This window comes from Actinoallomurus bryophytorum (genome assembly GCF_006716425.1).
Classification (GTDB): domain Bacteria; phylum Actinomycetota; class Actinomycetes; order Streptosporangiales; family Streptosporangiaceae; genus Actinoallomurus; species Actinoallomurus bryophytorum.
The window spans coordinates 5,261,595-5,285,138 of record NZ_VFOZ01000001.1; the positions used below are offsets into that span (position 1 = coordinate 5,261,595).

Here is a 23,544-nt window from a genome sequence, read left to right on the forward strand (position 1 = left end):
CTGACCCTACGCTTACCAAGGGTCAGGTAAGAATCATGCGATCACGTAAGGGCTGAGCAATCAACCGCCCAGGCGGAGTTGTATCCCGGTAAACCCTAAATGTTTTCCTCGCGTAGTTGTTCGATCTCCTCGCTGGAGATCCACGTCTGGTACACCCCGACATCGACGTTGTCCAAGCCCAGCGCCGCCGCGACCGGGGCGCGGCCGCCGGTGTACTCCAGCCGGACCCAGCCGCCGTGCTCTCCGATGATGACGAAGGGCTCGCCGCGCCAGGTGCAGTGCGTGCGTACGTAGTGCAGGCTCTCCACCGCGTCGTCACGGACGATCGACACGAACCGGCCGGGGCGTGTCTCGGTGAAGCCCTCGGCCGGGGCGGTGGTGTAGAGGCGCACCTCGCCGTCCACGCCCGGCACCGCCTCGTAGTCCACGCCGCGCCAGCGCGCGGTGTACCCGTCCCTGATCACTCTGAGTCCCCCCAGGCCAGCCGGTCGGCGTCGTACCGCGCGACGAAGCGTTCCGAGCCGTCGCTGCTGATGGCGTACATCTCCGAACCGTGCGGCAGCCGCATGCTGTCGACCTTGTACTCGCGGATGCTGCCCGCGCTGCCCGGTGCGAAGCCGTCGCCGCCGAACGGCGGCAGCTCCACCATCCAGCCGCTGTCGCCCCAGGCTCGCACCGCCTCCTCGGACTGGCCGCCGAAGGGGATGCGGTAGAGGCCGGAGCGGTACGCCGGCCAGCGGATGACGTGCACCTCGGTGTCGTCCGGGCCGAACGGGGAGCCCTCGCGCAGCAGGCCGAGCGACTCGTAGATCAGTTTCGGGGTGTTCAGGTCGACGACGTCCTGGACCCGGTGCACGAAACCGGCCACCCGGTCGTAGGCCTGTTCCAAATGCCAGGCGACCTGTTCGTGCGGCACGACCTTCTGCATGATCGCCCAGGCGCCGGGGGGCGCGTCCGCGGCGCCGCCGGAGTCGTCCCGGCGGGATCCGGCCCGCGTGGGTGCGCTCTCCAGAGGTGCGGGCTCGAGGCCCGGCGCCTCGGTGGCGGCCGGCGGGACGTCGGCCTGCGGCGGCGTGGCCTCCGGCATGCTCATCGGAGCCGACGCCGAGGCGGCGAGCGCGCGGATCTGGTCGCCGGACAGCGCGACCTCGATGGGGGTGCCCGGGTTGACCGACACCGACCAGTCGTGTTCGGGCCAGGCGGTGATCAGCTCCGCGAACGTCGGCATGACGAAGCCGGTCGTGCCGACCGCGGCCTTCATCCAGTCGAAGGAGGTGAAGGCGAGTACGGACGGGCGGCCGTGTACCTGGACCGAGGACCACGGGAACTCCGCGTCGCCGGGCCGCGTCTGCACGGCCGGCGGCGTACGGCTCCAGACCGGCAGGAACACCGTGGTGTCCAGCAGGACCTTGACGACCATCTCCGGGTCGCTCCGCACGTCGAACATCTGGCGTTCGGCGTCGCTCTGGGCCGGGAAGTCGTCCGCCAGCCGGGCGGCCGCGTCGGCGTCCACCTGGAGCGACATGCCCGTGACGCGGTCACCGGGGATCGAGGCGCCGATCGCGGTGCCGCCGTTGATGACCAGCTCCAGCGCGGGGTCCGGCCAGAACCGCAGCACCTTGGCGAGATCGGACAGCACGAACGGATGGCCGCCCATCGCGTCCCGCATCCGGCCCGGCCCGGTGTAGAGAGGCACGACCGGGCGCCCGGAGGAGTCGTCCATGTACCACTGGAACCCCGGCCGTCCGGGGGCCAGCAACAGGTCCCCGCCCTCGACGACCGGCACCCAGATCTGGCGTACGCCCAGCAGGGTCCGCAGGAACTCCTTGCGGTCGCCCCGCGAGGCCGCGTCGAGAAGCGTGCGCTCCTCGGCGTCGAGCGGCGTGAACTCCGCCTCCGCGGTGAAGTGCAGCACGACGGGCGACTCGTCGACCTCGAAGGGCCCGTCGAGCGGCCGTGGCTCGATCGGCGGCGGCCCATCCGGCACGGGTGCGTCCGGCAGCGGCGGAGCGGCCTCCGGCGACGGCAGGGGAGGAAGGGGCGAGACCGGCTCCGCGACCGGAGCCGGCACCGGCACCGGAACGGGCGCCATGGGAGCGGGCGGCACCGGAACGGCCTGCGGCGGTGGCGGAGGAACGGCGTCGGGGAGCGGCGCCGCCTCGGGTACGAGTGAGGCGCCGTCGTGGGCCGGCGGGGGTGGAACGGCACCGTCGTGGGCGCGCAGCGGCGGAACGTCGCGCATGGTCACCGACAGCAGGTCGTCCGAGGCCGTGCCCGGATGCGGCACTTCTTCTCCGGGCGGGGCCGGCGGGACGCCGTGGTCCGACGCGAGGGGCGGCGGGGTCTGCGCCTGTTCGCCGTCCGGCAGTGGCGGCGCGGCGTGGAGGGACCCTGTCTCCGCCGCGGGCGGCGGAACGTCCTGTGGTGGGGACTCGCCCGGGATCGGGGCGATGCCCGCGGTGAGCTGACCGATGAACCACGCGGGCAGGTAGCCCTCGATGGGCAGCCCGGAGTTCAGCGCGAGCCACCACTCCTGGTCCGGCCACGTACGCGCCATGTCGGCCAGCGTCATGCGGACGAACTGCTGGTAGGTGGGGCCGAGGCAGGCCTGCCCGGCCTCACTGGAGGTGTAGGCGAGCACATGCGTGCGCCCGTCGCGACTGCTCGTCGGCCAGGTGAACGCCGCCGGGTTGGCGGAGTTCGGATCGCCCTCGCCCGGCGGCAGTGGAACGTGGAGTTCAGCCCCGCTCACGAGTGCGAAGTAGGCGTCTTGGTCGCCATCGCGCAGCGCGTCACGGAGCTGGTGCTCGAGTTGGTTCGCGGGCTCCCACGCGTCGGTCAATGTCGCCACCCCCCGGAAGCTCGATTGCGGAGGCGTCCACCGTACCCGGATGAAACCGGCGGTGCTGCGGAGTATGCCGAGTCGGGTGGGACGGCGGGGTGCTCTCCGGACATCTGCCCCGGCTTCTCGCCGTGCCGCGCGGCCGACATGCGTGTTTCAGCCAGCGAGTCGGCGCAGTGCGGTCAGCAGCCGGTCGATGTGCCGCTCGGTCGTGCCGATGCCGAAGCTCGCGCGCAGGGCGGTGCCCTCGCCGCCCTGGCAGTCGCCGGATCCGTCGGCGAGCAGCCGCCGCAGGAACGGATGCGCGCAGAACTTCCCGTCGCGTACCCCGATGCCGTACCGGTCCGACAGCTCGACGGCGATCGCGCGTGAGTCACGGCCCTCGACGACGAACGACACGATGCCGACGCGCGGGCTCGGCTCGCCCCACAGGGACAGCTCGCGTACGCCGGGGATGGCGGCCAGGCCGTCGCGCAGGCGGTTCAGGAGCCGCTCCTCGGTCGCGACGAGAGCGTCCCAGTCGGTGAGCGCCTCGCATGCCGCGGCGAGCGCCACGACGCCGAGGACGTTCGGGGTGCCGGCCTCGTGCCGCTGCTGCGGGTCGGCGGACCACCGCACCTGGGCCTCGTCCACGCCCGCGGTCGCGCCGCCGCCGAGGAGATAGGGCTCGGCGGCGCGCAGCCAGTCGGCCCGGCCGACGAGGCAGCCCGCTCCGAACGGCGCGTACAGCTTGTGCCCGGAGAAGGCCACGTAGTCCACGTCGAGCGCGGTCATGTCGAAGGGCCGGTGGGGTACGGCCTGCGCCGCATCCACCGCGATGCGGGCGCCGTGCTCGCGGGCGACGTGGGAGAGCTCGGCGACCGGCCACAGCTCACCGGTCACGTTGGAGGCCGCCGTGACGACGAGCAGGCGCGGACCGGCCGGCGCCGACCGCAGCGCCTCTCCGGCCGCGGCGACCGCCTCCGCCGGGGACCCGGGCGCCGGCAGCCGTACGACCCGGCTGCCGCGCTGCCACGGGAGCAGGCTCGCGTGGTGCTCGGTCTCGAAGACCACGACGGTCGTGCCGGGGGGCAGCGCGTGGGCGAGGAGGTTCATCGCGTCGGTCGTGTTACGGGTGAACACCACCGCGTCACGCTTCCACGCCCCGACGAAGTTTCGTACGGTGTCCCGCGCTTGTTCGTACCGGTCGGTCGTCACCTGAGAGGCGTAACCCGCCCCCCGGTGCACGCTGCTGTAGTACGGCAGGGCCGTGTCGATGGCGTTCCGCACCGCCTCGAGACAGGGCGCGCTCGCGGCGTAGTCGAGGTTGGAGTAGGGCACCGTCCCACCGGCGGAGACGGGTACGGGGACGTCCTCGCCGACGACGCGCAGGGCGGAACGAACGGGCGGGAGATCGATGACAGCGGACAAGGCACGCCCTCCAGCGGGACCATGGGACCCCGCGAGGGGTCCGCGCTTGCCCGGCACGATCGTGCCGGACCTGGTCATCACCCGGGGCACCCCGCCACGGACGGAGGGTTGCCGGCCAGCTAGCCGGGGCTTGACGCTGGCGCTCGTGACCTGATGGAGAGAATACAACACCCGCCCGAAGTGACCGCTTTGAGCCTCGTAGGAGGCCCAAAGCGGCTTCGGGCGGGTGGTCCGCGATCAGCCGGACAGATCCGGGAAGGCGTCGCTCTGCCGGTGCCGCTGGGGGGCGCCGGTCGGCGGCGGCTCGCCCGGCGGCCCGGTCGGGTCGCCCGTCGGCGGCGGCACCGGATGCGTCGGCTCGCCCGTGGGCTGTGAGGGTCGCGACCCGGACGGGCGCGGGCGCGGCACGGTCGGCCCGGCGGGCGACCGCACGCCACCGCCGCCGGTGTAGACCGACGGTGAGCCGAAGGACTTGGGCGGCAGGTCCAGCACCCGGTCGGCCTGCACCATGTACGAGCGCCAGATCCTCGCCGGCAGGTCACCGCCGTAGATGGTGTAGCCGGGGATGCTGAGCGGCTTGTTGTCGGTACGGAAGATCCCCACCGAGGCCGCCAGCTGCGGCACGAACCCGTTGAACCAGACCTGCTTGCCGTCACTGGTCGTGCCGGTCTTGCCGGCCGCGTTGCGGTCGGGCAGAGCCGCGTTGGTGCCGGTGCCCGCGTCGACGACCCGCTGCATCGCGTACGTCGCGTCCCGCGCCACGGTCTGGCTGAACGCCTTCCTCTGGGTCACGTCCGGCTTTCGGGTCTTGCCGTCGTTGTCGCTCACCGACTTGATCACGTGGGGCGCGTGATAGGTGCCCTCGGCGGCGAACGTCGCGTAGCCGGCCGCCTGCTGCTCGACGCTGACGTCCGCGACCCCGAGCGGCAGCGTGGCCGCGTCCTTGTGCGGTTCGAGCTGCTTGTCCGGGATCCCGGCCTTCTCCGCCGTGGCCACCACCTTGTCGAGCCCGACCTTCTGGCCCAGGTTGATGTAGGCGGTGTTGATCGAGTCCTGTGTCGCGGTGACGAGGTTGACCATGCCGAAGTTCTCGTTCTGGTCGTTGTGCAGCGCGACCCCGGCGAACGTCTGCGGCGAGCTGCCGTCGACGTAGGTGTTGAGACTCTCGCCGTCGGTCAGGGCGGCGGCGAGGACGTAGGGCTTGAAGCCCGAACCGGCCTGGACCTTGGCGTCGAAGGCGTTGTTGAACTGCTGGTCGATGTAGTCCTTGCCGCCGTAGAACGCGTTGATCTCGCCGTTGGAGGGGTTGATCGAGACGAGCCCGGTCAGCACTTTCTTCGGGGTGCCGGCCGGGGTGTTGCTCAGGACCGCCTGCCGCGCGGCGGCCATGAGGTCCTTGTCGAACGTCGTCTTGATCTTCAAGCCGCCCATGTTGATCTGGTTGTCGGTGTACCCCATGGTGCGCAGCTCGGCCTTGGCCTGGCTGACCATGTATCCCTTGTCACCGGCGAAGATCGATTTTTGCTTCTGCTTCTCCGGCGTGGGGAACTTCATCACCGCCGCCTGCTGGGGGGTGATGCTGCCCATCTGGACCATGCCGTTCACGACGTACTGCCAGCGTGCCTGCATGTACGCCTGGGCGCCGGGCACCGTGAGGTCACCCGCGTACGACGGCACCTGGATCGCCGCGGCGAGGTAGGCGCCCTCGGCGGGCGTCAGCTGGCGGACGTGCTTGCCGTAGTACGCCTCGGCGGCGGACTCGATGCTGTACGCGTCGCGGCCGAAGTAGATCGTGTTGAGGTACTGCTGGAGGATCCAGTCCTTGTTCTTCTCGCGCGACACCTTCAGCGCGATCATGATCTCTTTGAGCTTCCGGCTGGCCGTACGGTCCTGGCTGAGACCGCTGTAGTAGTTGCGGACCAGCTGCTGGGTGATGGTCGAGCCGCCCTGGGGCGAGCCGCCGGTCAGCGTCGCCCACACGGCGCGCGCCGAACCCTTCACCGATACGCCCGAGTCGCTGTAGAAGCTGCGGTTCTCCGCCGAGATGACGGCGTCGCGCACCTGCTGGGGCACGGCGTTCAGGTCGACCGGGCGGCGGTCGAAGTCGCCCGAGCGCGCGATCACGGTCTTGCCGTCGCTGTAGTAGAACACCGACTGCTGCGCCTTGGCGGTGGGCTGCGTCGAGCTGGGGACCGGCGTCATCAGGTAGATGATCACAAAACCGATGACGGGCAGCAGCACGAGGACACCGAGCACGTACGCGGCGCGCCGCGCGTACTTGATGCGGCGGTCCTGCTGCTTCTTCGGCTTCTTGCCTCCGGGCGCTCCCTTGGCCGCGGCCGCCGCGACCCGTACGCGGGCGGCCGGGGTGACTGGGGGCGCCTTCTTCTCGTCTTCGCCTTCGGGGCCGTCGCCGTTCGGCGGCACCAGCTTCGGCCTGGTCTCGTCGGCGGAGACCGGGTGTGTCCGCTCGAGATCGCTCCCGGACGCCGGACCGGCCGTCTCACCCGTGTCGTCCGTGTCGTCCGTGTCGCCGGGTTCTGCGGCGTTCGCGGCGGGCGCTTCGTCCTCGTCCTCGCCGTCGGACCTGTCGCCGTCGTCGTCCTCGGGAACCGGAGGCTTGCCGGTGCCCGAAGGCTCGGCGGATTCGTGGGCGGAATTGCTCTGGGTGGATTCGTCCGCCGTTGTTTCGTCCGCCGGACCCGGGCCGTCCTTGTCCGCGCTTTCTTGTGGCGTCGCGCCGTCTTCGCCCGGATCGCGCCGCGGGTCGCCGTCCTCGGGCCCGCCTACGTCGCCGCCATTTACCTTCTTGTCAGACATATCGGGCTCCCCAGCCCCTGATGCCGCCGTTAATGACCTTCACCCATCCCCCGTGACCTGCCGGAGCTCGCGAACACGCCCAAAGGGGTTCGGCTGATCGGTTCAGCCGCAGTGGGCCTCCGGGGTCTTGACGATCCTAGGCCACTGCGGCTAAGGATTCCGTTAGGCAGTGGCGAGTACCGCGCCGAGCAGCCGCGCGACTTCGCGCGCCACGGCGTCGCGTCCGGGGGCCAAATATTTCCGCGTATCCACGATGTTCGGGTTGCTCGCCAGATATCCGCGTACGGCGTCGGTGAAAACCCGATTGAGGTGTGTCGCGATGTTGACCTTGGAGATGCCGGCCGCGATGGCGCGGGTGAGGTCGACGTCGGGCACGCCGGATGACCCGTGCAGCACGAGCGGCACCGGCAGGGTGTCGCGCAGCCGGGCGATCAGGTCCAGGTCGACCGCCGCCGTACGGTCGGTCATCGCGCGCGAGGTGCCGACCGCCACCGCGAGGGCGTCGACGCCGGTCGCGGCGACGAAGCGCGCCGCCTCCTCCGGGTCGGTGCGGGCGCCGGGCGCGTGCACGCCGTCCTTGCCGCCCACCTCGCCGAGCTCGGCCTCCACCCATACGCCGTGGTCATGGCACCAGGCGGTCACCTCCGCGGTCGCCTCGACGTTGCGGTCGTAGTCCAGCGCCGACGCGTCGTACATCACCGAACCCAGGCCGATCGCGACCGCCTCGCGTACGAGCTCGGCGGAGGTCGCGTGGTCGAGGTGGACCGCGACGGGCACCTCGGCGGTACGCGCGGCGGCCAGCGTCGCGACCGCGATCGGCTCCAGCGTGCCGTGGTAGTGCACGCAGTTCTCGCTGATCTGCAGCACGACCGGCAGGCCGGCCGCCTCGGCGCCCGAGATCAGGGCCTCGGCCTGTTCGAGCAGGACGACGTTGAACGCGCCGACTCCGCGTGCGGTCCTGACTATTTCTCCTGTGGAGACGAGGGGCATGCGCGGAACCTTTCGTAGGCGGCGGAGTCATGGGACCCCGCGAGGGGGGCGAGCACGGCGGCGGCCGACAGCGCCGCGGCGTCACCGAGAAGATCCGGCCAGGGCGACCCCGCGCCCGCGGCGAGCGCCGCCACCACGGCGTCGCCCGCGTCGGTGGGATCACCGGTCACCACCTGCGGCGGTGGCACCCGGTGGACCTCCTCACCGGCGACGGCGAGCAGACCTTCGGCACCCAGCGACACGACCACCGTACGTGCCCCCGGCATCCGTGCTCCGGCCACCGAGTCGTCCGTCCCGGTCACCACGGTCCCCTTGCCGCCCGCACGTGGCACCTGGTGAGCGTGGCCCGGCCGAAGCTCCGGCGGCTCGTACGTGACGTCGAGCGCCAGGTTCGGCGTGACCGTGACGATCATCCCGTGAGGACCTTCCGCACCGCCAGGTCCTCGTCGAGGACGAGCAGGTCGGCGCGGAGGCCGGGGGAGACGGAGCCGCGGTCCGTGAGCCCCAGCAGCATGGCCGGGTTGGTCGCGGACAGGCGTACGGCGTCGGGCAGCGTGATGCCGGACTCGCGTACCGCGCGGCGGAACACCGTCGCGGCCGTCGCCGTACTGCCCGCGATCGAGCCGCCCCCGGAGAGCCGCGCCACGCCCTCGCGTACCTCGACGCCGAGGCCGCCGAGCTCGTAGTCGCCGTCGGACATGCCCGCGGCCGCGATCGCGTCGGTGACCAGCGCCGCCCCCGAGATGCCCTTGGCCCGCGTGATGTGCGCCACGATCGCCGGGTGCAGGTGCACGCCGTCGCCGATCAGCTCGACCGTGACGTCCGGCGCGTCGAGGAGGGCGAGGATCGGGCCGGGCTCGCGGTGGTGCAGGGGGCGCATCCCGTTGAACAGGTGCGTGGCGACGCGCGCGCCGGCGCCGACCGCCTCGCGGGTCACCTCGTACGTCGCGTCGGTGTGGCCGATCGCGGGGATCGCGCCGGCGTCGCGTACCCGCCGCAGCGCGTCGAGGCCGCCGTCCAGCTCCGGCGCGACGGTCATCATCCGTACGTGCGGGACGCGCAGCAGCCGCTTGACCGTCGTGGGGTCCGGGTCGCGCAGCAGGGCCGGGTCGTGCGCGCCCTTGCGGGCGGCGGACAGGAAGGGTCCCTCGTAGTGGATCCCGGCGACGACACCGTCGGCGGCCAGGTCGGACAGCACGGCCGCACGGCGTTCGAGGTCGCCGGGGGAGGCCGTGACCAGGCTCGCCATCACCGTCGTCGTGCCACGCTCGCGGTGGAACGCGGCGGCGCGCACGCACTCTTCGGCGTCGGCGGAGTCGAACGCGGCGCCGCCCCCGCCGTGGCAGTGGATGTCGACGAAACCAGGGACGATCACCGCGCCGTGCAGGTCGGACCGGCCGGGGACCCCCGCTCCGACCGCCGTGATGCGGCCGTCGTCGACCTCCACCCAGCCGGGCTCGAGGACCCCGCCCGGGGTGATCACCTTGTCCGCACTCAGCACCGTCATCGCGACTCCAACAGGTCGAGTGCCCAGAGTCCCGCGCCGACACACCCTGCCTCGTCGGCGAAGCGCGCCGTGGTCAGCCGCGGCCTGCGCTGGAACGTCAGGCGTTCGTAGATGTCCTCGGTCAGCGGCGCCAGCAGCAGGTCGCCGGCGCGCGACAGCCCGCCGCCGATCACGATCACCTCGGGGGCGGCGATCACGGTCGCGGCGGCGAGCGCGGTGCCCAGCCAGCCGACCGTCTCGGCCCAGATGGCCACGGCGTCCGGCTCGCCCTCGGCGACCCGGGCCGCGACCGCGTCCGCGGTCGTCTCGTGCCCGGTACGTCGCGCGTACCGGCGGGCGATCGCCGGGCCGGACGCGACCGCCTCCAGGCAGCCGGTGCCGCCGCAGACACAGGGCTCGTCCGCGCCCACCGACATGTGGCCGATCTCCCCGGCGAAGCCGTTGCCGACGCACAGATGCCCGTCGATCACCATCGCCGCGGCGATGCCGGTGCCGATCGGGATGACGAGGGAGTTGCGCGTCCCCCTCGCCGCGCCGAGCCGCAGCTCGGCGGTGCCGCCCGCGCGTACGTCGTGGCCCACCGCGACGGGTACGCCCGTGCGCTTCTCGATCAGGTCGCGGAAGGGCGCGTCGTGCCAGCCGATGTTCTCCGAATGGACCGCGACGCCGGTCTCGTCGTCGACGATCCCGGGCACCGCGACGCCGATGGCCTCCGCGCCGCCCGCCTGCGTGAAGAGGTCGGCGACGAAGTCGACGACCGCGGCGACGGCGGCCTCACCACGCGGGGTCGGCCGTCGTACGGTGGCGGTCCGGTCCAGTGCGCGATCCATGATCGCGCCCTTCATCGACGTGCCGCCGACGTCGAGAGCGACGATCATGAAAGCACGACCGAGCGGGTGAGCGAGCGCGGCCGGTCCGGGTCCATGCCCTTCGCCCGCGCTTGGGCGACGGCCAGCCGCTGGGCGACGATGAGGTGGGCCATCGGGTCCAGGTCACTCGTGACGTAGGTGGCCCCGGTCGCGGCGACGTCTTCGGCGAGCCCGTCGGGGGCCAGGCCGAACACCCAGGTCAGCCGCCCTGGCTGGGCGATGCTGATCGGCCCGTGGCGATATTCCATCGCCGGATAGGACTCGGTCCACAGCCGCGCCGCCTCACGTGCCTTGAGGGCCGCCTCGTCCGCGAGGCCGTTCGTCCAGCCATGGCCCAGGAAGGTGATCTGCTCGGCCTCGAGCCACTCGGGGGCGAGCGGCGCGGCCAGCGCGCGTGCGGCGTCCTCGTACGGCACCGTCTCGCCGAGGGAGGCGCGCAGCAGCGCCAGCGCGGAGGTCGCGAACCTCGTCTGCACGACCGACCGCTCGTCGGCGAACTCCAGGGCGACGGCCTGGGTGCCGGGCGCGAAACCCGTTCCGGGGACGGCTGTGATGGCGGTGATCTCGGCCGTCCTGCTCTCGGACAGGTGCTCGACGGCCTGGAGTACCTCGGTGGTGGTCCCGGAACGGCTGATCGCGACGTGGCGGTCGTAGTGCCGGCCGAAGGGGAGTTCGGACGCCGCGAAGGCGTCGGTCACGCCGAGGCCTCTGGACTCGCGCAGCCCGGCGTACGCGCGCGCCATGTACAACGACGTGCCACAGCCGAAGACCGCGACGCTCTCGCCGTCACGTGGCAGCGCCTCACGTACCCCCGGGAGCCGGGAGACCGCCTCTCGCCAGCACGACGGCTGACTGCCGATCTCCGACTCGACGTGATAATCCGCCAACCCCGCCTCCACGCGTGCTCGTTCGTGCGCGAATCGTGCTCGCATCATGCACTAATGAACACATTTTCGCCAAGAGTGCGCGTGGTCGGCGCAGAGGGGTCCGGTCAGGGTGGCGCGGGACCCGCGGTTCGCGGCTCGGCGGGCGTCCGACCTGCGGTGCGGCGGACGGGCCGGCCCGCGTGCGGCCGCCGGTGCGCTTGGGGGCCGGCGTCGCCGGTCGTCCGGGGTCCATTCCCGAGGGGCCCGATTAATGCAGGTAATTAGGAGACAAATAGGGATTCCGTATTGAGGGTGCCGACCAGGGGGTGTGATGTCCGGAAGCGGACGTCGCGCGAAGGTTAGAGAGTCCCCCGATCGGGCGCTCGGTGCGTACCGGCGACGTCACAGCAGGTCATCCACCCCGATATCGGGCATGCCGCGAGGTATCCCGCCGGAAAGACGCCGTTGTCCGGTTCACGTACGGCTCGATCTCTGTTACTTAATGTGATAGTCAAATAACGCTCAGCCACCGGTCGGCGTACGCCCCCTCCGTTCACCCCCAGACATGGAGTCGGTCATGCTCGTATGCATTCTCGCCGTCGTCGCGGCGGTCGGCCTGGTCATCGCGGCCGCGACGCTGTTCCGCAGGTTCGGGCGCGGCTCGGACGACGGCGACCCCGGCGGCGCGACCGCGGGTCACGCCGGCTCGATGCTGTCGGCGCTGTTCCTGCTGGTGTTCGCGATCGCCATCGTCGTCCCGTGGACCACGGCCGACTCCGCGCGCGAGAACACCTACGCCGAGAGCCACGCCCTCGTCGAGGCGTACTGGGCGGCCTCGGCGCTGCCGGCCCCGGAGGGGCGCGACGTGCAGGCCGACCTGCGCGGTTACACGGGCCTCGTGCTCGGCCGCGAGTGGGGGCACATGAAGAAGGGCCGGCTCACCGACGAGGGCGAGGAGCGGCTGAACGCCCTGCGCACGAAAGTGGCCGGCCTGCCCGCAGCCACCGATGACCAGAAGGACGACCGCGACGCCGTGGTCGAACAGGTCCAGGCGGTGTCCGCGGCGCGCGGTCAGCGGGCGATGGACGCCAAATCCCGGCCTCCCGCGGGGCTGCTCTACATGACGGTCCTGGCGGGCCTGGTGGTGGGGATCTTCCCGTTCCTCGCCGGCGCACGGCCGCGCGGGATGACCATCGTGCCGCTCGGCGTGATGGCGGCCATGCTCGCGGTCGGGATCTTCCTCACCTTCAACATCTCCCACGTGTTCAGCGGCGCCCTGCGCGTCAGGTCCGACGCGTACGTGGCCGCGCAACGACAGTTCCAGCAGATCCCGGAGAGCCGCTGACCATGCGCACCGTCTACACCGCCGTGCTCACCGCCGGAACCCTCACCGGCCTGACCGCGACACCCGCGCTCGCCGCGGACACGACCCCGGATCCCGGCCCCCAGGCCAGCGCGTCACAGCCGTCCAACCCCCCGCACGCCGGCGCCCACCTGACCTCCCCGGCACCGGAACATGGCGATCGGCCGGGTGCGTCGCGATCGTCGCGCCGAGGCCGTGCCGGGGCTCGTGGGGGGCCCGCTGCTTCGGATCCCCGGGATGGGGCGGATGCGTCGCGGTCCTTGGGTCGCGCGGGTGCCGGGGCTCGTGTGGGGCCTACGGCTTCGGATCCTGGGGGTGGGTCGGATGCGCTGCCGTCGTCGGGTCGCGCGCATGTCGATGCCCGCCTGGGGACGCCCACGCTGGATCCCGCCCCCCAGGCCCGCGCGTCACGGCCGTCGAACCTTCTGCACGAGGGTGCCCGCGTGGGGCCTGTGGCCTCGGATCCCGGACGTCAGGCCGGTGGGAGTCCGTCGCCGCCGAGCCTTTTGCATGTCGGGGCGCGCGTGGGGTCTGCGCCTTCGAATCCCGGGGGTGTGGCGTCCTCGTCGAGTCCCGTGCACGCCGACGCCCGCCTGGGGACTCCGACGCCGGATCCCGGCGACCAGGCCCGCCCGTCACGACCGTCGAGCCCTCTGCGTGCGGGCGCTCGCGTGGGGCCTGTGGCCCCGGATCCGGGAGGCCAGGCGGGTGTCTCGCCGTCGCGGCGTCTCGTGCACGCCGGCGCCGGCGTGGGGCCTGTGGCCTCGGACCTCGGAGGTCGGGCGGAGGTGCCGCCGTCGTGGAGTCTCGCGCACGTCGGAGCCGGCGTCGGGTCTTCAGATCCTGAGGGTCGGGCAGAGGTGTCGTCGTGGAGGCTCCTGTACGTCGGCGCCGACGCAGGGACTGCGGCTTCGGATCCGGGAGGCCCGCCGGGTACGTCGCCGTCGTTGAGTCTCGTGCGCGTCGGGGCCGGCGTGGGGTCTTCGGATCCTGGGGGTCTGGCGGAGGTGCCGCCGTCGTCGAGCCTGCTGTACGTCGGCGCCGACGTGGGGTCTGCGGCTTCGGGAGGCCAGGCGGACGTGTCGCCCTCGTCGCTTCTGTCCGTCGGCGTCGGTCTCGGGCCTCCGCTGTGCGTCGATCTCGGCGTGCTGGGCATCGTGCGGGTGCGGGCGCGTGTCGGTCCGGGGCTCTGTGCCCGTCAGGCGCCCCCTCCGATTCCCAAGCCCCCCTCGCCCCGGCCGCCGTCGCCCAAGCCGCCATCGCCAAGACCCCCCTCGCCCACCCCACCGCCCAAGCCGGTGCCGCCCGCACCCACGCGGCCGCCGACCGGTCCGGCCCCCGCCGCGTCGGCGCCCAACGCGGCCCGTGCCGTGCCGCCCGCGCCGGCACGGCGTCAGCCGCCCCCGCCGCCGACGGCATCCGCGCGCCGCCGTGCGGACGCCCGTGAGGCCGCCGGCCTGCCACCCCACAAGAAGAACCCGCTGGCCACGCTCACGGTCCTCATCGTCCTGGTCGTCGTCATCGCGGCCGGGGCGGGCGTGGCGTTCGCCGCCGCTCCGTAAAGTGTCGCCGAACCCGCGATTGCCTATTGTGATCAAAGGGACACGCAACGTAACGTCGATTGCGAGCAAAGGTGTAATTCAAGGTCGAGCCTAAAGGCCGGCCGTTGAATTCCTGCACCCGTCGGTTTCCCCAGTCGGTACGAGCACGGAATGGTGGTGTGTGTCGTGACGGAGTCGGCGCAGTCGGGTATTGGTTTTGAGGGTTCGCCGTTGAGTTTGGGTACGGTGGCGGCGCGTAATTTGGCGACGACGACGAAGTCGGCGCCGCAGATGCAGGGGATTTCGTCGCGGTGGTTGTTGCGGATGCTGCCGTGGGTTCAGGCGTCGGGTGGGGTTTATCGGGTGAACCGGCGGTTGAGTTATGCGGTGGGGGATGGGCGGGTGTCTTTTTCTTCGGTGGGTTCGGAGGTGCGTGTTGTCGCGCCGGAGTTGTGTGAGCTTCCTTTGTTGCGGGGGTTTGGTGATGAGGGGACGTTGAATGCTTTGGCGGGGCGTTTTGTGCAGCAGGAGTTTGATGCCGGGGATGTGATCGTGGAGGTGGGTCGGCCTGCGGATCAGGTGTTTTTGGTGGCCCATGGTCGGGTGAGTCGGGTTGGTGTTGGTAAGTATGGTGATGAGATTGTTTTGGGGGTGTTGGCGGATGGTGATTACTTCGGTGATCGGGCGTTGGCGGGGTCGCAGGACACGTGGGACTTCACCGCCAGAGCCGCCACCCACTGCACGGTCCTGACCCTCTCCGGGATGGTCTTCCAGGAGATCGTCGACCAGTCCGACACCTTGCGCACTCACCTGGAGCAGTTCCGCGCCGGCCCCGCCGGTGACCAGAACGAGCACGGCGAGGCCGCGATCGCGCTGGCGTCGGGCCATGTGGGTGAGCCGGTGCTGCCGGGGACGTTCGTGGACTACGAGCTGTCGCCGAGGGAGTACGAGCTCAGCGTCGCCCAAACCGTGCTTCAGGTCCACACGAGAGTGGCGGATCTGTACAACCAGCCGATGGACCAGATCGAGCAGCAGCTGCGGCTGACCATCGAGGCGCTGCGTGAGCGGCAGGAGCACGAGCTGGTCAACAACCGTGAGTTCGGCCTGCTCCACAACGCCGACCTCAAGCAGCGCATCTACACACGCACCGGACCACCGTCCCCGGACGACATGGACGAGCTGCTGGCCACGGTCTGGAAGGACCCGGCGTTCTTCCTGGCCCATCCCCGCGCGATCGCGGCGTTCGGGCGAGAGTGCAGCCGCCGTGGCGTCTACCCGCAGAGCATCGACGTGGCCGGCAACCGGGTGCCCGCCTGGCGCGGCGTGCCGATCTTCCCGTGCAACAAGATCCCGGTCAGCGACACCCAGACCAGCTCGATCATGCTCCTCCGCGTCGGTGAGGCGGACCAGGGCGTCATCGGACTGCACCAGACCGGGATCCCCGACGAATACCAGCCCGGGCTCTCGGTGCGGTTCATGGGGATCAACGACAAGGCCGTCATCTCCTACCTCGTCAGCGCCTACTACTCCGCCGCCGTCCTCACCCCGGACGCGCTCGGCATCCTCGAAAACGTAGAAACCGCATCCACGCGCGATTAACGGGTGACCGAAGGCGCGGAGCAGCCCGCCGGGTCAGATAGGCGTGCTGCTCCGCGCCCATGCCCGCTCGAAGTCATCGCGGTGGCAATTTCTTGGTCGGTACGAGCACGGAATGGTGGTGTGTGTCGTGACGGAGTCGGCGCAGTCGGGTATTGGTGTTGAGAGTTCGCCGTTGAGTTTGGGTACGGCGGCGGCGCGTAATTTGGCGACGACGACGAAGTCGGCGCCGCAGATGCAGGGGATTTCGTCGCGGTGGTTGTTGCGGATGCTGCCGTGGGTTCAGGCGTCGGGTGGGGTTTATCGGGTGAACCGGCGGTTGAGTTATGCGGTGGGGGATGGGCGGGTGTCTTTTTCTTCGGTGGGTTCGGAGGTGCGTGTTGTCGCGCCGGAGTTGTGTGAGCTTCCTTTGTTGCGGGGGTTTGGTGATGAGGGGACGTTGAATGCTTTGGCGGGGCGTTTTGTGCAGCAGGAGTTTGATGCCGGGGATGTGATCGTGGAGGTGGGTCGGCCTGCGGATCAGGTGTTTTTGGTGGCCCATGGTCGGGTGAGTCGGGTTGGTGTTGGTAAGTATGGTGATGAGATTGTTTTGGGGGTGTTGGCGGATGGTGATTACTTCGGTGATCGGGCGTTGGCGGGGTCGCAGGACACGTGGGACTTCACCGCCAGAGCCGCCACCCACTGCACCGTTCTCTCGCTGTCCCGCGACGATTTCGACGAGCTGACCGAAGCCTCCGAAGAACTCCGCACCCACCTCGAACGCCTCCGCGCGGCCCCCAAGCCGCCACGGAACAGACAGGGCGAGGCCGAGATCGCGCTGGCGTCGGGTCACGTCGGAGAGCCGGTGCTGCCGGGGACGTTCGTGGACTACGAACTGTCGCCTCGGGAGTACGAGCTCAGCGTCGCCCAGACCGTCCTCCAGGTCCACACGAGAGTGGCCGACCTCTACAACCGCCCGATGGACCAGCTCAAGGAGCAGCTGCGGCTGACCATCGAGGCGCTGCGCGAGCGGCAGGAGCACGAGCTGGTCAACAACCGTGAGTTCGGCCTGCTCCACAACGCCGACCTCAAGCAGCGCATCCACGCCCGTACCGGGCCGCCCAGCCCCGACGACCTGGACGAGTTGCTGAGCCGGCGCCGAAAGTCACACTTCTTCCTCGCCCATCCGCTGACCATCGCGGCGTTCGGGCGCGAGTGCAGCCGGCGTGGCATCCATCCCGACAGCGCCGAGATGCACGGCCGCTCGGTGACGACCTGGCGCGGCGTGCCGCTCCTCCCGTGCGACAAGATCCCCATCACCGGTGGCCGTACGAGCTCGATGCTCGTCATGCGGACCGGAGCGGACGACCAGGGCGTCATCGGCCTGCACCAGACCGGCATCCCGCACGAGGTCGAGCCCAGCCTGTCGGTGCGGTTCATGGGGATCAACGACAAGGCCGTCATCTCCTACCTCGTCAGCGCCTACTACTCCGCCGCCGTCCTCGTCCCCGACGCGCTCGGCGTACTCGAGAACATCGAAATCTCCCGCTGACGAGAGGCGCGAATGACCACCACCAGTGAGTCGCGAACGGCCCGTACGGCGGGCGAGGTACTCGCATGGAGCCGCGGCATGGTCGACCCGGCATTACGTTCGGCCGTCGACACGCTGCCCGGCTCGATGCGGCTGATCGCAGGCCACCATTTCGGCTGGTGGGACGAGCGAGGCGACCCGACCGACGTCGCCGCCGGAGGCAAGGCGATCCGGCCCGCGCTCGCCCTGCTCGCGGCCGAGGCCGTGGGCGCGGAGCCGTCCGTGGCCGTGCCCGCCGCGGCCGGCATCGAGCTCGTGCACAGCTTCTCGCTCCTGCACGACGACGTGATGGACGGCGACCGTACCCGCAGGCACCGTCCCACGACGTGGGCCGCGTTCGGGGTCGGCGCCGCGATCCTCGGCGGTGACGCCCTGCTGACGCTGGCGTTCGACGTGCTGGCGGGGAGCGAGCACCCGGCCGCCACGGAGAGCATGCGGCGGCTGAGCGCCGCCGTACAGGACCTGGTCGACGGCCAGAGCGCGGACATCGCCTTCGAGACCCGCGCGGACGTCGACCTGCCCGAATGCCTGACCATGGCGGAGAGAAAGACCGGAACCCTGCTGGGATGCGCGTGCGAGCTGGGCGCACGGTTCGCCGGGCGTCCGGACCACGCGGGCCGCCTACGCGTGTTCGGCGAGCGCCTGGGCCTCGCGTTCCAGCTCGTCGACGACCTGCTCGGCATCTGGGGAGACCCCAAGGTCACCGGCAAGCCGATCCACTCCGACCTGCGCCACCGCAAAAAGTCGCTGCCGGTGGTCGCCGCCCTGACCTCGGACACTCCGGCCGGCCACTCGCTGGCGGCGCTGTACCACCGGGACGCGCCGTTGTCCGACGACGAGCTCATGGACGCCGCCGAGCTCATCGAGCTGGCCGGGGGCCGCGTCTGGTGCCGGCGGAAGGCCGACGAACTGCTGGCGGACGCGCTGTGTCAGCTGTGGTCGATCGCCCCGGTGGAGCGCCCGGCACGGGAGCTCGAGACGCTCGCCCGCCTGGTCACCGATCGAGACCACTGAACGGCCGCCGGGCCGCGTTCACTCCGTGGGTCACGGCGTGACGGGGTGCCGCGACTGGAAGGCGAGCCGCTGGTCCGCGTCTTCGGCGAGCTCGCCGACTATGTCGTCGAGCGTCATGAACACCTCCCAGGGCTCCTGCCGGGAGGCCGCCGCGAGATGGTCGACGATCAGCTGTTCGAGCTCCGGCACCCGTTTACCCTTCCAGACCTTGTCGGCGAGACTCACCAGGAGATCCTCGAACGCGATGTCGGCCCCGGCCCACTCGGCGTGGGTACGGGCGAAGCGAGCCAGCCGCTCCGTCACTCCATGGTCGAGCAGCAGCCGGTAGCCGATCTCCTCGTGGGCCGAACCCGGCCCGGAGAGCTCTCCCGTACGTACGGACTTGCCGATGTCGTGGGTGGCGGCGCCGTAGATGACGGCCTCCCGGTCGATCCGCACGCCGGGATACCGGCGGCCCAGCAGGTCGACGAGCCGGTACGCGACGTCGTGCACGGCTCGCAGGTGCGCCGCCAGCCGCGGCGGCACGTCGAGGCGGCGGAGGAGAAGCTCCACCTGGTCCGGCAGCGCCCGCAGCGTGGGCGTACCGGACTCCGTTAGGGCTCGATCCAGAGCCACAGAGCTCACCTCCAGCACGTTGGCGACCGGTCTGTCCGTGTCAGCGACTTCCGGCGTGGGCAGGCCCGGCCGCGAGCCCGTCGCCCGCCGGCACCGGGGGAGCCGTTCAAAGCGATCCGGCGCCGGGCCGTGGCCCGCCGCCGCGGTCCTCGGTGGGGTCGTCGGGCACCCGTACGACGGCCTCCACGGGGGACAGCTTGGCCGGGATGGAGCCGCCGCGCAGCAGGGTTCGGAAAGTCGGGTACGCCATCTGCTCGCCGCGGCGGCGTTCCATCTCCCGCCGGCCCGGCTTACCGGCGTGGTGGCCGTACCGTCGCGGGCGTCCCGGCGTGCAGGGGATCCGGCCCTTGGTCGTGACCGCAGGCCGGGAACGGCCGGCGGAGTGAGGGCCACGCCGTCGGGTTCGGCGTTCTGCGGCGGGGCCTTTCTGGCCTCCGCCCGTCGGGGCTTGATGGTGAGGGTCGGCGCCTCGCGGCGCTCGCCGCCGGAACCGCCCTGGTCGCACTCGTCCTGGCGATCGCGCCCATCTTCGGCCTGCAGATCGGCCAGACCGGCTCTGACGCGCTGGCCCGCAACGGGGCCGCCCACGACACCTTGGTCTCGCTGCGCGACAACGGGGTCGGCACGGGGATCCTGACCCCGATGAACCTCCTGGTGAAGCCCGGCGCGGACGCCCAGGCCCTCGCCGCCGCGGCACGGAAGGTCGACGGGGTACGGATGGCGATCGTCGCGGCTCGCGGCCGGGGCGGCGTCACGGACATCGTCGTGGTCCCCGACCACGAGACGCTGGACCAGTCCAGCGTGGCGACGGTGACCGCCGTCCGCAAAGCGACCAGGGACCTGCCCGGTTACGACGGCATCGCCGGCCAGGGCGCGACCGTCATCGACTACCAGAAGGCGGTCTACGACAACTTCCCGTACGTGCTCGGGCTGATCGCCCTGGTCACGTTCCTGCTGCTGGTACGGACCTTCCGCTCGATCCTGCTGCCCCTGAAGGCGGTCGTGCTCAACGTGCTCAGCGTGGCCGCGGTCTTCGGGCTTTCGACCTGGTTCTGGCAGGACGGACACGGCTCGAACGCGGTCTTCGGGATCGCCGGGACCGGAGCGATCACGTTCTGGCTCCCCGTCCTCATCTTCGCGTTCCTGTTCGGGCTCTCGATGGACTACGAGGTGTTAATCCTGGCCCGCATGCGCGAGGCGTACGACCGTAACGGCTCGACCTCCTACGCCGTGGAGTACGGCCTGGGTCGCACCGGCAGGCTGGTCACCTCCGCGGCCCTGATCCTGTTCTTCGCCTTCGCGGCCCTGGCCTCGACGAACCAGACCGACATCAAGGTGATGGCCACGGCCCTCGGCGCCGGCATCCTGCTCGACGCCACCGTCGTCCGCGCCCTGCTGGTGCCCGCCCTGGTCTCGCTGTTCGGCAAGTACAACTGGTGGCTCCCGGCATCCGTGGCCAAGGTGCTGCGGGTCGAGCCGTCACCCCTCAGGCCCGACACCACCGTCGTGCCCGGTGCGGTCTCGGACGAGTACGAGCCCGCTCTGTCCTGACCGCACGAGGACCGAACGACGGCTCGGCGAGTCACCCGGCGGCGTACGGCACATCGCCGTCCGCCGCCGGCGATCGCGGAGGCGCGCCTACCGGGAGTCGGCGCCCTGGCAGCGCGACGGCACTCGGGTGAGTCCGTCTTCTGATTTTTTTTCGTGGTGGTGTCGAATGGGGCCGGGTCTGTTCGTAGCCAAGGTGAGAGGCCGGCAACGGGCCGGTCGCCGCTCACCGGAGGCTCACCATGTCCGTCACCACCACCCCGACCGCCACCACGACGACCGCCACCGCCACCGCCGCCCCTGCCAAGTCGCTGATCTTCGGTGGCCTGACCGCGGCGGCTCTCGCCGCGGCGGCGACCGCGACCCTGGCCGCGGTGGGTAAGGCCGCGGGGATCAGCCTGGTCGTCGGCGGCGGGCCGATCCCGGTATCCGGGTTCGCCGTACTGACCGTCATCTTCTCCACGGTCGGCCTGGCCCTGGCCCTCATCCTGACCCGCACGGTCCACCGCCCGCGCACCGTCTTCGTCCGCACCACGATCACCCTCACCGCGCTGTCACTGATACCCGACCTGGCCGCAGACGCAGCCGGAGCCACCAAGATGCTGCTCATGTCAACGCATCTGCTCGCCGCCGTGATCGTGATCCCGGCCATCACCCGCCGCCTGTCCGCCTGACCCTTGCCAAGGAACTCGCCAAAGAGCGTGCACACCGTGGACCAGGAGAGCGTGAGCGCCACCTTGGCCATCGCCGTGCCCGCCGAGAGGGTGTTCGCGGTGCCGGCGGATCCGGGGATCCAGGGCGCGATCGATGGCACCGGCTGGGTTCAGGAATCCGTCGACCGTGCGCCGCTCACCTGGCCGACCTCGCCGCACCCAGCGGCGATGACCTCAACGGAGACGACCCGCACCACCTGTCAGATACGTCCTAGGTCCGGACGGCGGTGTCCGTGGCGTTCGGGGGCCGGGCGTTGTCGGCGAACGTGGCCAGCCCGGTCTCGAGGAGCCGGGCCGCGCGATGGACATCGGCGGTGATCGCGTCGCGGACCTGTGCAGGGGTGCGGATGCCGTCCAGGTACTTGCCCCAGGCGTGCAACTGCACGGGCCACAGGCCGAGGAGGGCGGTCGCGGCGATCTGGGGTTCCGGGTCCTGGGGGCCGAGCCCGGCTCGCTCGGCCAGGACCTCGGCGGCCACGGCGATCAGACGTTCGAGCATCTCGCGCTGGTGGGCGCGCAGCGAGGGCGTGGACATGATCAGCAAACTGAAGCGCCGGACCGCGGCGCTGGCCCAGGCCTTGTCGTCCTGCGCCTCCAGCCAGGAGATCATGGCGTTCAGATCCTCTGCCAGGATCCGCAGCACCGCCTCGACGGGCGTCCTGTCCGGCTCGGCCAGGTCGGTCCGCAGCACGGCCATCACCGTGTCCGGAAGGTCGAGTACCAGCGACTCCTTGGTCGGGAAGTAGTTGAACACCGTCTTCTCCGAGACGCCGCACGCCTCGGCGATCTCCGAGATGGGAACGGCGTCGAAGCCGCGCTCCAGGAACATCTCCGTCGCGGTGTCGGTCAGCTGCCGGCGCATCGCGCGCTTCTTGCGCTCACGCAGCCCCTCGGGACTGGGTGCCGGACCCCTGGGGGCTCGGAACGCGGCCCAGTCAACCGTTCGTGCACTCACGCTCAGAGAATAGTCCTACGCCCTACAATTACTGCTACTATAAAATTATAGTGACAGTAGTTTTACTCCGACGTCGGACCGGTCACAGGGTTGAGGGACCATCGTGCGCATTCTCGAGCTCATCAACCTGTTCTTCGCCGGCATGCTGGCGGGCGCGGAGTTCGTGGTCCGTTTCGGCGTACGCGCCGCCATCGGCACTCTCGACCTGCAACCGTCGATCCGGCTCCGCCAGGCCCTGATCCGTACGCTGCGGCTGGTGGTTCCCGGCGTCTACCTGCCGGCGATGCTGACCGGCATCGCCGTCACGATCTGGAACGGAGGCGGCAGCGGCTTCGCCATCCAGTGCGCGGCCATGGCCGCGATGCTCGGGTGGACCCTGGCCACCTTCACGGGCACCGTCCCCATCAACGCCGCCATCCTGGACAAGTGGCAGGCCAGTGCCCCGCCCGCGGACTGGAAAGAGACCATCCGCCGCTGGGAGCGGCTGGACACGGCACGTACCTCGGCGGCGGTCGCGGCCTTCGCGCTCTTCCTGACCGCCGTGGGAGTCCAGCTTCCCTAGCCCGCCCGCGTCGACCCGGGCTCCGTGATCGGCCAGGAGGAGATCTTCGGTCCGGTCCTGACGATCCTGCCCTACAAGGACGAGGACGAGGCGGTCCAGTTCGGCCGCCTCGGCATCGAGGAGTACCTGGAGACCAAGGCCCTCCTACGCTGACGGCCCCGGCTGGATCCGCGTCGACCTGACCTTGGCGAGGGTGAAGCACGGCTGAAGCAGATCTGAAGGCGCCGGGGCCTTGACTGAGGGCGTCACCAGGAGTGCGGGCACACACTCCTCCCTTCGTCAGAAAGGAACCGCCGACATGCTCGGAACACGAACGGCACCGACGGCAGGTAAGAGATCGTTGGTGCTGGCCATCGCCGCCGGTGCCATCACGACGGGAGCGGCACTGTCGATGAGCGCTCCCGCGGCGCACGCCGCCACGCAGACGACAGCGAAGACCGCCACCTCGGCGTCCGCGCAGTCCCAGCCCGGGGCGCGGGAGGTGGAGTCCTGCTGGTTCTCCGGCACGTTCTGGTGGTGCAAGAACAGGTACGGGGCGCCGGTCTACTCACGGGGAGACAACCCCACGGTGGTCGGCTACATGTACACCACCACGAGCTGGTTCAAGTGCCGCAAGGAGGGCCGCAGGAGCAACAACGGCCCGCACCCGAACCGATGGGAGTGGACCCAGGCCGACAACGGCGTGTGGGGCTGGATGAGCGACGGGGACATCTACAGCGAGACCAACACGCTGCCTGACTCGCCCTGCCCCCAGTAGCTCCGT

The 23,544-nt window shown here is 70.7% G+C and carries 21 protein-coding genes, 1 pseudogene and 1 riboswitch; of the genes and pseudogenes, 10 read left to right on the forward strand and 12 right to left on the reverse strand.

Annotated features, from left to right (window positions below; translation table 11 throughout):
* Positions 1-95 precede the first annotated feature (95 nt).
* The 9 genes from FB559_RS24720 to FB559_RS24760 all read right to left on the reverse strand — a co-directional run bounded on the left by FB559_RS24720 (position 96) and on the right by FB559_RS24760 (position 11,325).
* On the reverse strand, positions 96-464 hold the full coding sequence (locus FB559_RS24720; RefSeq protein ID WP_141958082.1) for a hypothetical protein: 369 nt from the start codon (positions 462-464) through the stop codon (positions 96-98).
* Entirely contained in the window at positions 461-2,851 is a 2,391-nt protein-coding gene (locus FB559_RS24725; protein WP_141958084.1) for an SseB family protein, read from the reverse strand. The genes FB559_RS24720 and FB559_RS24725 overlap by 4 nt, the downstream gene beginning before the upstream one ends.
* A 147-nt stretch (positions 2,852-2,998) precedes the next feature.
* A complete protein-coding gene (locus FB559_RS24730) occupies positions 2,999-4,252 on the reverse strand; it encodes an aminotransferase class V-fold PLP-dependent enzyme (RefSeq protein ID WP_141958086.1) in 1,254 nt (417 codons plus the stop codon).
* Between the two features lie 37 nt (positions 4,253-4,289).
* Positions 4,290-4,403: riboswitch (SAM riboswitch) on the reverse strand.
* Between the two features lie 86 nt (positions 4,404-4,489).
* Entirely contained in the window at positions 4,490-7,072 is a 2,583-nt protein-coding gene (locus tag FB559_RS46300) for a transglycosylase domain-containing protein (protein ID WP_141958088.1), read from the reverse strand.
* Between the two features lie 162 nt (positions 7,073-7,234).
* Positions 7,235-8,062 carry a class II fructose-bisphosphate aldolase gene (locus tag FB559_RS24740; protein WP_141958091.1) on the reverse strand — a complete coding sequence of 276 codons (828 nt, stop codon included), beginning with the start codon at positions 8,060-8,062 and terminating at the stop codon, positions 7,235-7,237.
* The gene (locus tag FB559_RS24745) at positions 8,035-8,475 is read right to left on the reverse strand and encodes a PfkB family carbohydrate kinase (RefSeq protein WP_141958093.1); all 441 of its coding nucleotides are present in this window, start codon (positions 8,473-8,475) and stop codon (positions 8,035-8,037) included. Before FB559_RS24745 ends, FB559_RS24740 begins: the two co-directional genes overlap by 28 nt.
* Positions 8,472-9,569, reverse strand: a complete 1,098-nt coding sequence (nagA, locus tag FB559_RS24750) for an N-acetylglucosamine-6-phosphate deacetylase (protein WP_141958095.1) — start codon at positions 9,567-9,569, stop codon at positions 8,472-8,474. The genes FB559_RS24745 and nagA overlap by 4 nt, the downstream gene beginning before the upstream one ends.
* Positions 9,566-10,447, reverse strand: coding sequence for an ROK family protein (locus FB559_RS24755; RefSeq protein WP_141958097.1), 882 nt, complete (start codon positions 10,445-10,447; stop codon positions 9,566-9,568). Before FB559_RS24755 ends, nagA begins: the two co-directional genes overlap by 4 nt.
* Entirely contained in the window at positions 10,444-11,325 is an 882-nt protein-coding gene (locus FB559_RS24760) for an SIS domain-containing protein (protein WP_246122006.1), read from the reverse strand. The genes FB559_RS24755 and FB559_RS24760 overlap by 4 nt, the downstream gene beginning before the upstream one ends.
* A gap of 556 nt (positions 11,326-11,881) precedes the next feature.
* Between FB559_RS24760 and FB559_RS24765 the strand changes: the two genes are divergently transcribed.
* The 5 genes from FB559_RS24765 to FB559_RS24785 all read left to right on the forward strand — a co-directional run bounded on the left by FB559_RS24765 (position 11,882) and on the right by FB559_RS24785 (position 18,388).
* The gene (locus FB559_RS24765; RefSeq protein WP_141958099.1) at positions 11,882-12,649 is read left to right on the forward strand and encodes a bestrophin-like domain; all 768 of its coding nucleotides are present in this window, start codon (positions 11,882-11,884) and stop codon (positions 12,647-12,649) included.
* Between the two features lie 1,316 nt (positions 12,650-13,965).
* Positions 13,966-14,229 (forward strand): hypothetical protein, encoded by a 264-nt coding sequence (locus tag FB559_RS24770; RefSeq protein ID WP_185792383.1) that lies wholly within the window; start codon positions 13,966-13,968, stop codon positions 14,227-14,229.
* A gap of 165 nt (positions 14,230-14,394) precedes the next feature.
* The gene (locus FB559_RS24775) at positions 14,395-15,807 is read left to right on the forward strand and encodes a family 2B encapsulin nanocompartment shell protein (RefSeq protein ID WP_246122008.1); all 1,413 of its coding nucleotides are present in this window, start codon (positions 14,395-14,397) and stop codon (positions 15,805-15,807) included.
* Between the two features lie 112 nt (positions 15,808-15,919).
* Positions 15,920-17,335: a family 2B encapsulin nanocompartment shell protein gene (locus FB559_RS24780; RefSeq protein ID WP_141958106.1), complete on the forward strand. Its 1,416-nt coding sequence runs from the start codon at positions 15,920-15,922 to the stop codon at positions 17,333-17,335.
* A 12-nt stretch (positions 17,336-17,347) separates the two neighbouring features.
* Positions 17,348-18,388 (forward strand): family 2 encapsulin nanocompartment cargo protein polyprenyl transferase, encoded by a 1,041-nt coding sequence (locus FB559_RS24785; protein ID WP_141958108.1) that lies wholly within the window; start codon positions 17,348-17,350, stop codon positions 18,386-18,388.
* 30 nt (positions 18,389-18,418) lie between these two features.
* Here the strand turns inward: FB559_RS24785 and FB559_RS24790 are convergent, their stop codons facing one another.
* Together FB559_RS24790 and FB559_RS44100 are read right to left on the reverse strand one after the other, a co-directional pair.
* Positions 18,419-19,003 (reverse strand): HD domain-containing protein, encoded by a 585-nt coding sequence (locus tag FB559_RS24790; RefSeq protein ID WP_246122009.1) that lies wholly within the window; start codon positions 19,001-19,003, stop codon positions 18,419-18,421.
* 106 nt (positions 19,004-19,109) lie between these two features.
* The gene (locus FB559_RS44100; protein ID WP_185792384.1) at positions 19,110-19,253 is read right to left on the reverse strand and encodes a hypothetical protein; all 144 of its coding nucleotides are present in this window, start codon (positions 19,251-19,253) and stop codon (positions 19,110-19,112) included.
* A 392-nt stretch (positions 19,254-19,645) separates the two neighbouring features.
* Here FB559_RS44100 and FB559_RS24795 point away from each other — a divergent pair, with 392 nt between their 5' ends.
* Positions 19,646-20,554: an MMPL family transporter gene (locus FB559_RS24795; RefSeq protein WP_221640171.1), complete on the forward strand. Its 909-nt coding sequence runs from the start codon at positions 19,646-19,648 to the stop codon at positions 20,552-20,554.
* Between the two features lie 239 nt (positions 20,555-20,793).
* A complete protein-coding gene (locus tag FB559_RS24800) occupies positions 20,794-21,225 on the forward strand; it encodes a DUF6069 family protein (protein ID WP_141958116.1) in 432 nt (143 codons plus the stop codon).
* Between the two features lie 250 nt (positions 21,226-21,475).
* Here FB559_RS24800 and FB559_RS24810 read toward each other — a convergent pair whose 3' ends face one another.
* Complete coding sequence (locus FB559_RS24810) at positions 21,476-22,219, reverse strand: TetR family transcriptional regulator (RefSeq protein ID WP_221640172.1); 744 nt, start codon at positions 22,217-22,219, stop codon at positions 21,476-21,478.
* A gap of 103 nt (positions 22,220-22,322) precedes the next feature.
* Here FB559_RS24810 and FB559_RS24815 point away from each other — a divergent pair, with 103 nt between their 5' ends.
* From FB559_RS24815 to FB559_RS24825, 3 genes and pseudogenes are all read left to right on the forward strand, one after another.
* Positions 22,323-22,781 (forward strand): anthrone oxygenase family protein, encoded by a 459-nt coding sequence (locus tag FB559_RS24815; protein WP_141958118.1) that lies wholly within the window; start codon positions 22,323-22,325, stop codon positions 22,779-22,781.
* Positions 22,782-22,799: 18 nt separating this feature from the next.
* Positions 22,800-22,934: pseudogene (locus tag FB559_RS24820) on the forward strand (aldehyde dehydrogenase family protein); the annotation flags it as partial.
* 145 nt (positions 22,935-23,079) lie between these two features.
* Positions 23,080-23,538: a hypothetical protein gene (locus FB559_RS24825; protein ID WP_221640173.1), complete on the forward strand. Its 459-nt coding sequence runs from the start codon at positions 23,080-23,082 to the stop codon at positions 23,536-23,538.
* The last annotated feature ends 6 nt before the right edge of the window (positions 23,539-23,544 follow it).

Excerpts from the sequence above, each read along its gene's own strand:
- FB559_RS46300 (WP_141958088.1), bottom strand. The coding sequence starts at position 7,072 with ATGTCTGACAAGAAGGTAAATGGCGGCGACGTAGGCGGGCCCGAGGAC.
- FB559_RS24740 (WP_141958091.1), bottom strand. The coding sequence starts at position 8,062 with ATGCCCCTCGTCTCCACAGGAGAAATAGTCAGGACCGCACGCGGAGTC.
- FB559_RS24745 (WP_141958093.1), bottom strand. The coding sequence starts at position 8,475 with ATGATCGTCACGGTCACGCCGAACCTGGCGCTCGACGTCACGTACGAG.
- nagA (WP_141958095.1), bottom strand. The coding sequence starts at position 9,569 with ATGACGGTGCTGAGTGCGGACAAGGTGATCACCCCGGGCGGGGTCCTC.
- FB559_RS24755 (WP_141958097.1), bottom strand. The coding sequence starts at position 10,447 with ATGATCGTCGCTCTCGACGTCGGCGGCACGTCGATGAAGGGCGCGATC.
- FB559_RS24765 (WP_141958099.1), top strand. The coding sequence starts at position 11,882 with ATGCTCGTATGCATTCTCGCCGTCGTCGCGGCGGTCGGCCTGGTCATC.
- FB559_RS24780 (WP_141958106.1), top strand. The coding sequence starts at position 15,920 with ATGGTGGTGTGTGTCGTGACGGAGTCGGCGCAGTCGGGTATTGGTGTT.
- FB559_RS24785 (WP_141958108.1), top strand. The coding sequence starts at position 17,348 with ATGACCACCACCAGTGAGTCGCGAACGGCCCGTACGGCGGGCGAGGTA.
- FB559_RS44100 (WP_185792384.1), bottom strand. The coding sequence starts at position 19,253 with ATGGCGTACCCGACTTTCCGAACCCTGCTGCGCGGCGGCTCCATCCCG.
- FB559_RS24795 (WP_221640171.1), top strand. The coding sequence starts at position 19,646 with ATGAACCTCCTGGTGAAGCCCGGCGCGGACGCCCAGGCCCTCGCCGCC.
- FB559_RS24800 (WP_141958116.1), top strand. The coding sequence starts at position 20,794 with ATGTCCGTCACCACCACCCCGACCGCCACCACGACGACCGCCACCGCC.
- FB559_RS24825 (WP_221640173.1), top strand. The coding sequence starts at position 23,080 with ATGCTCGGAACACGAACGGCACCGACGGCAGGTAAGAGATCGTTGGTG.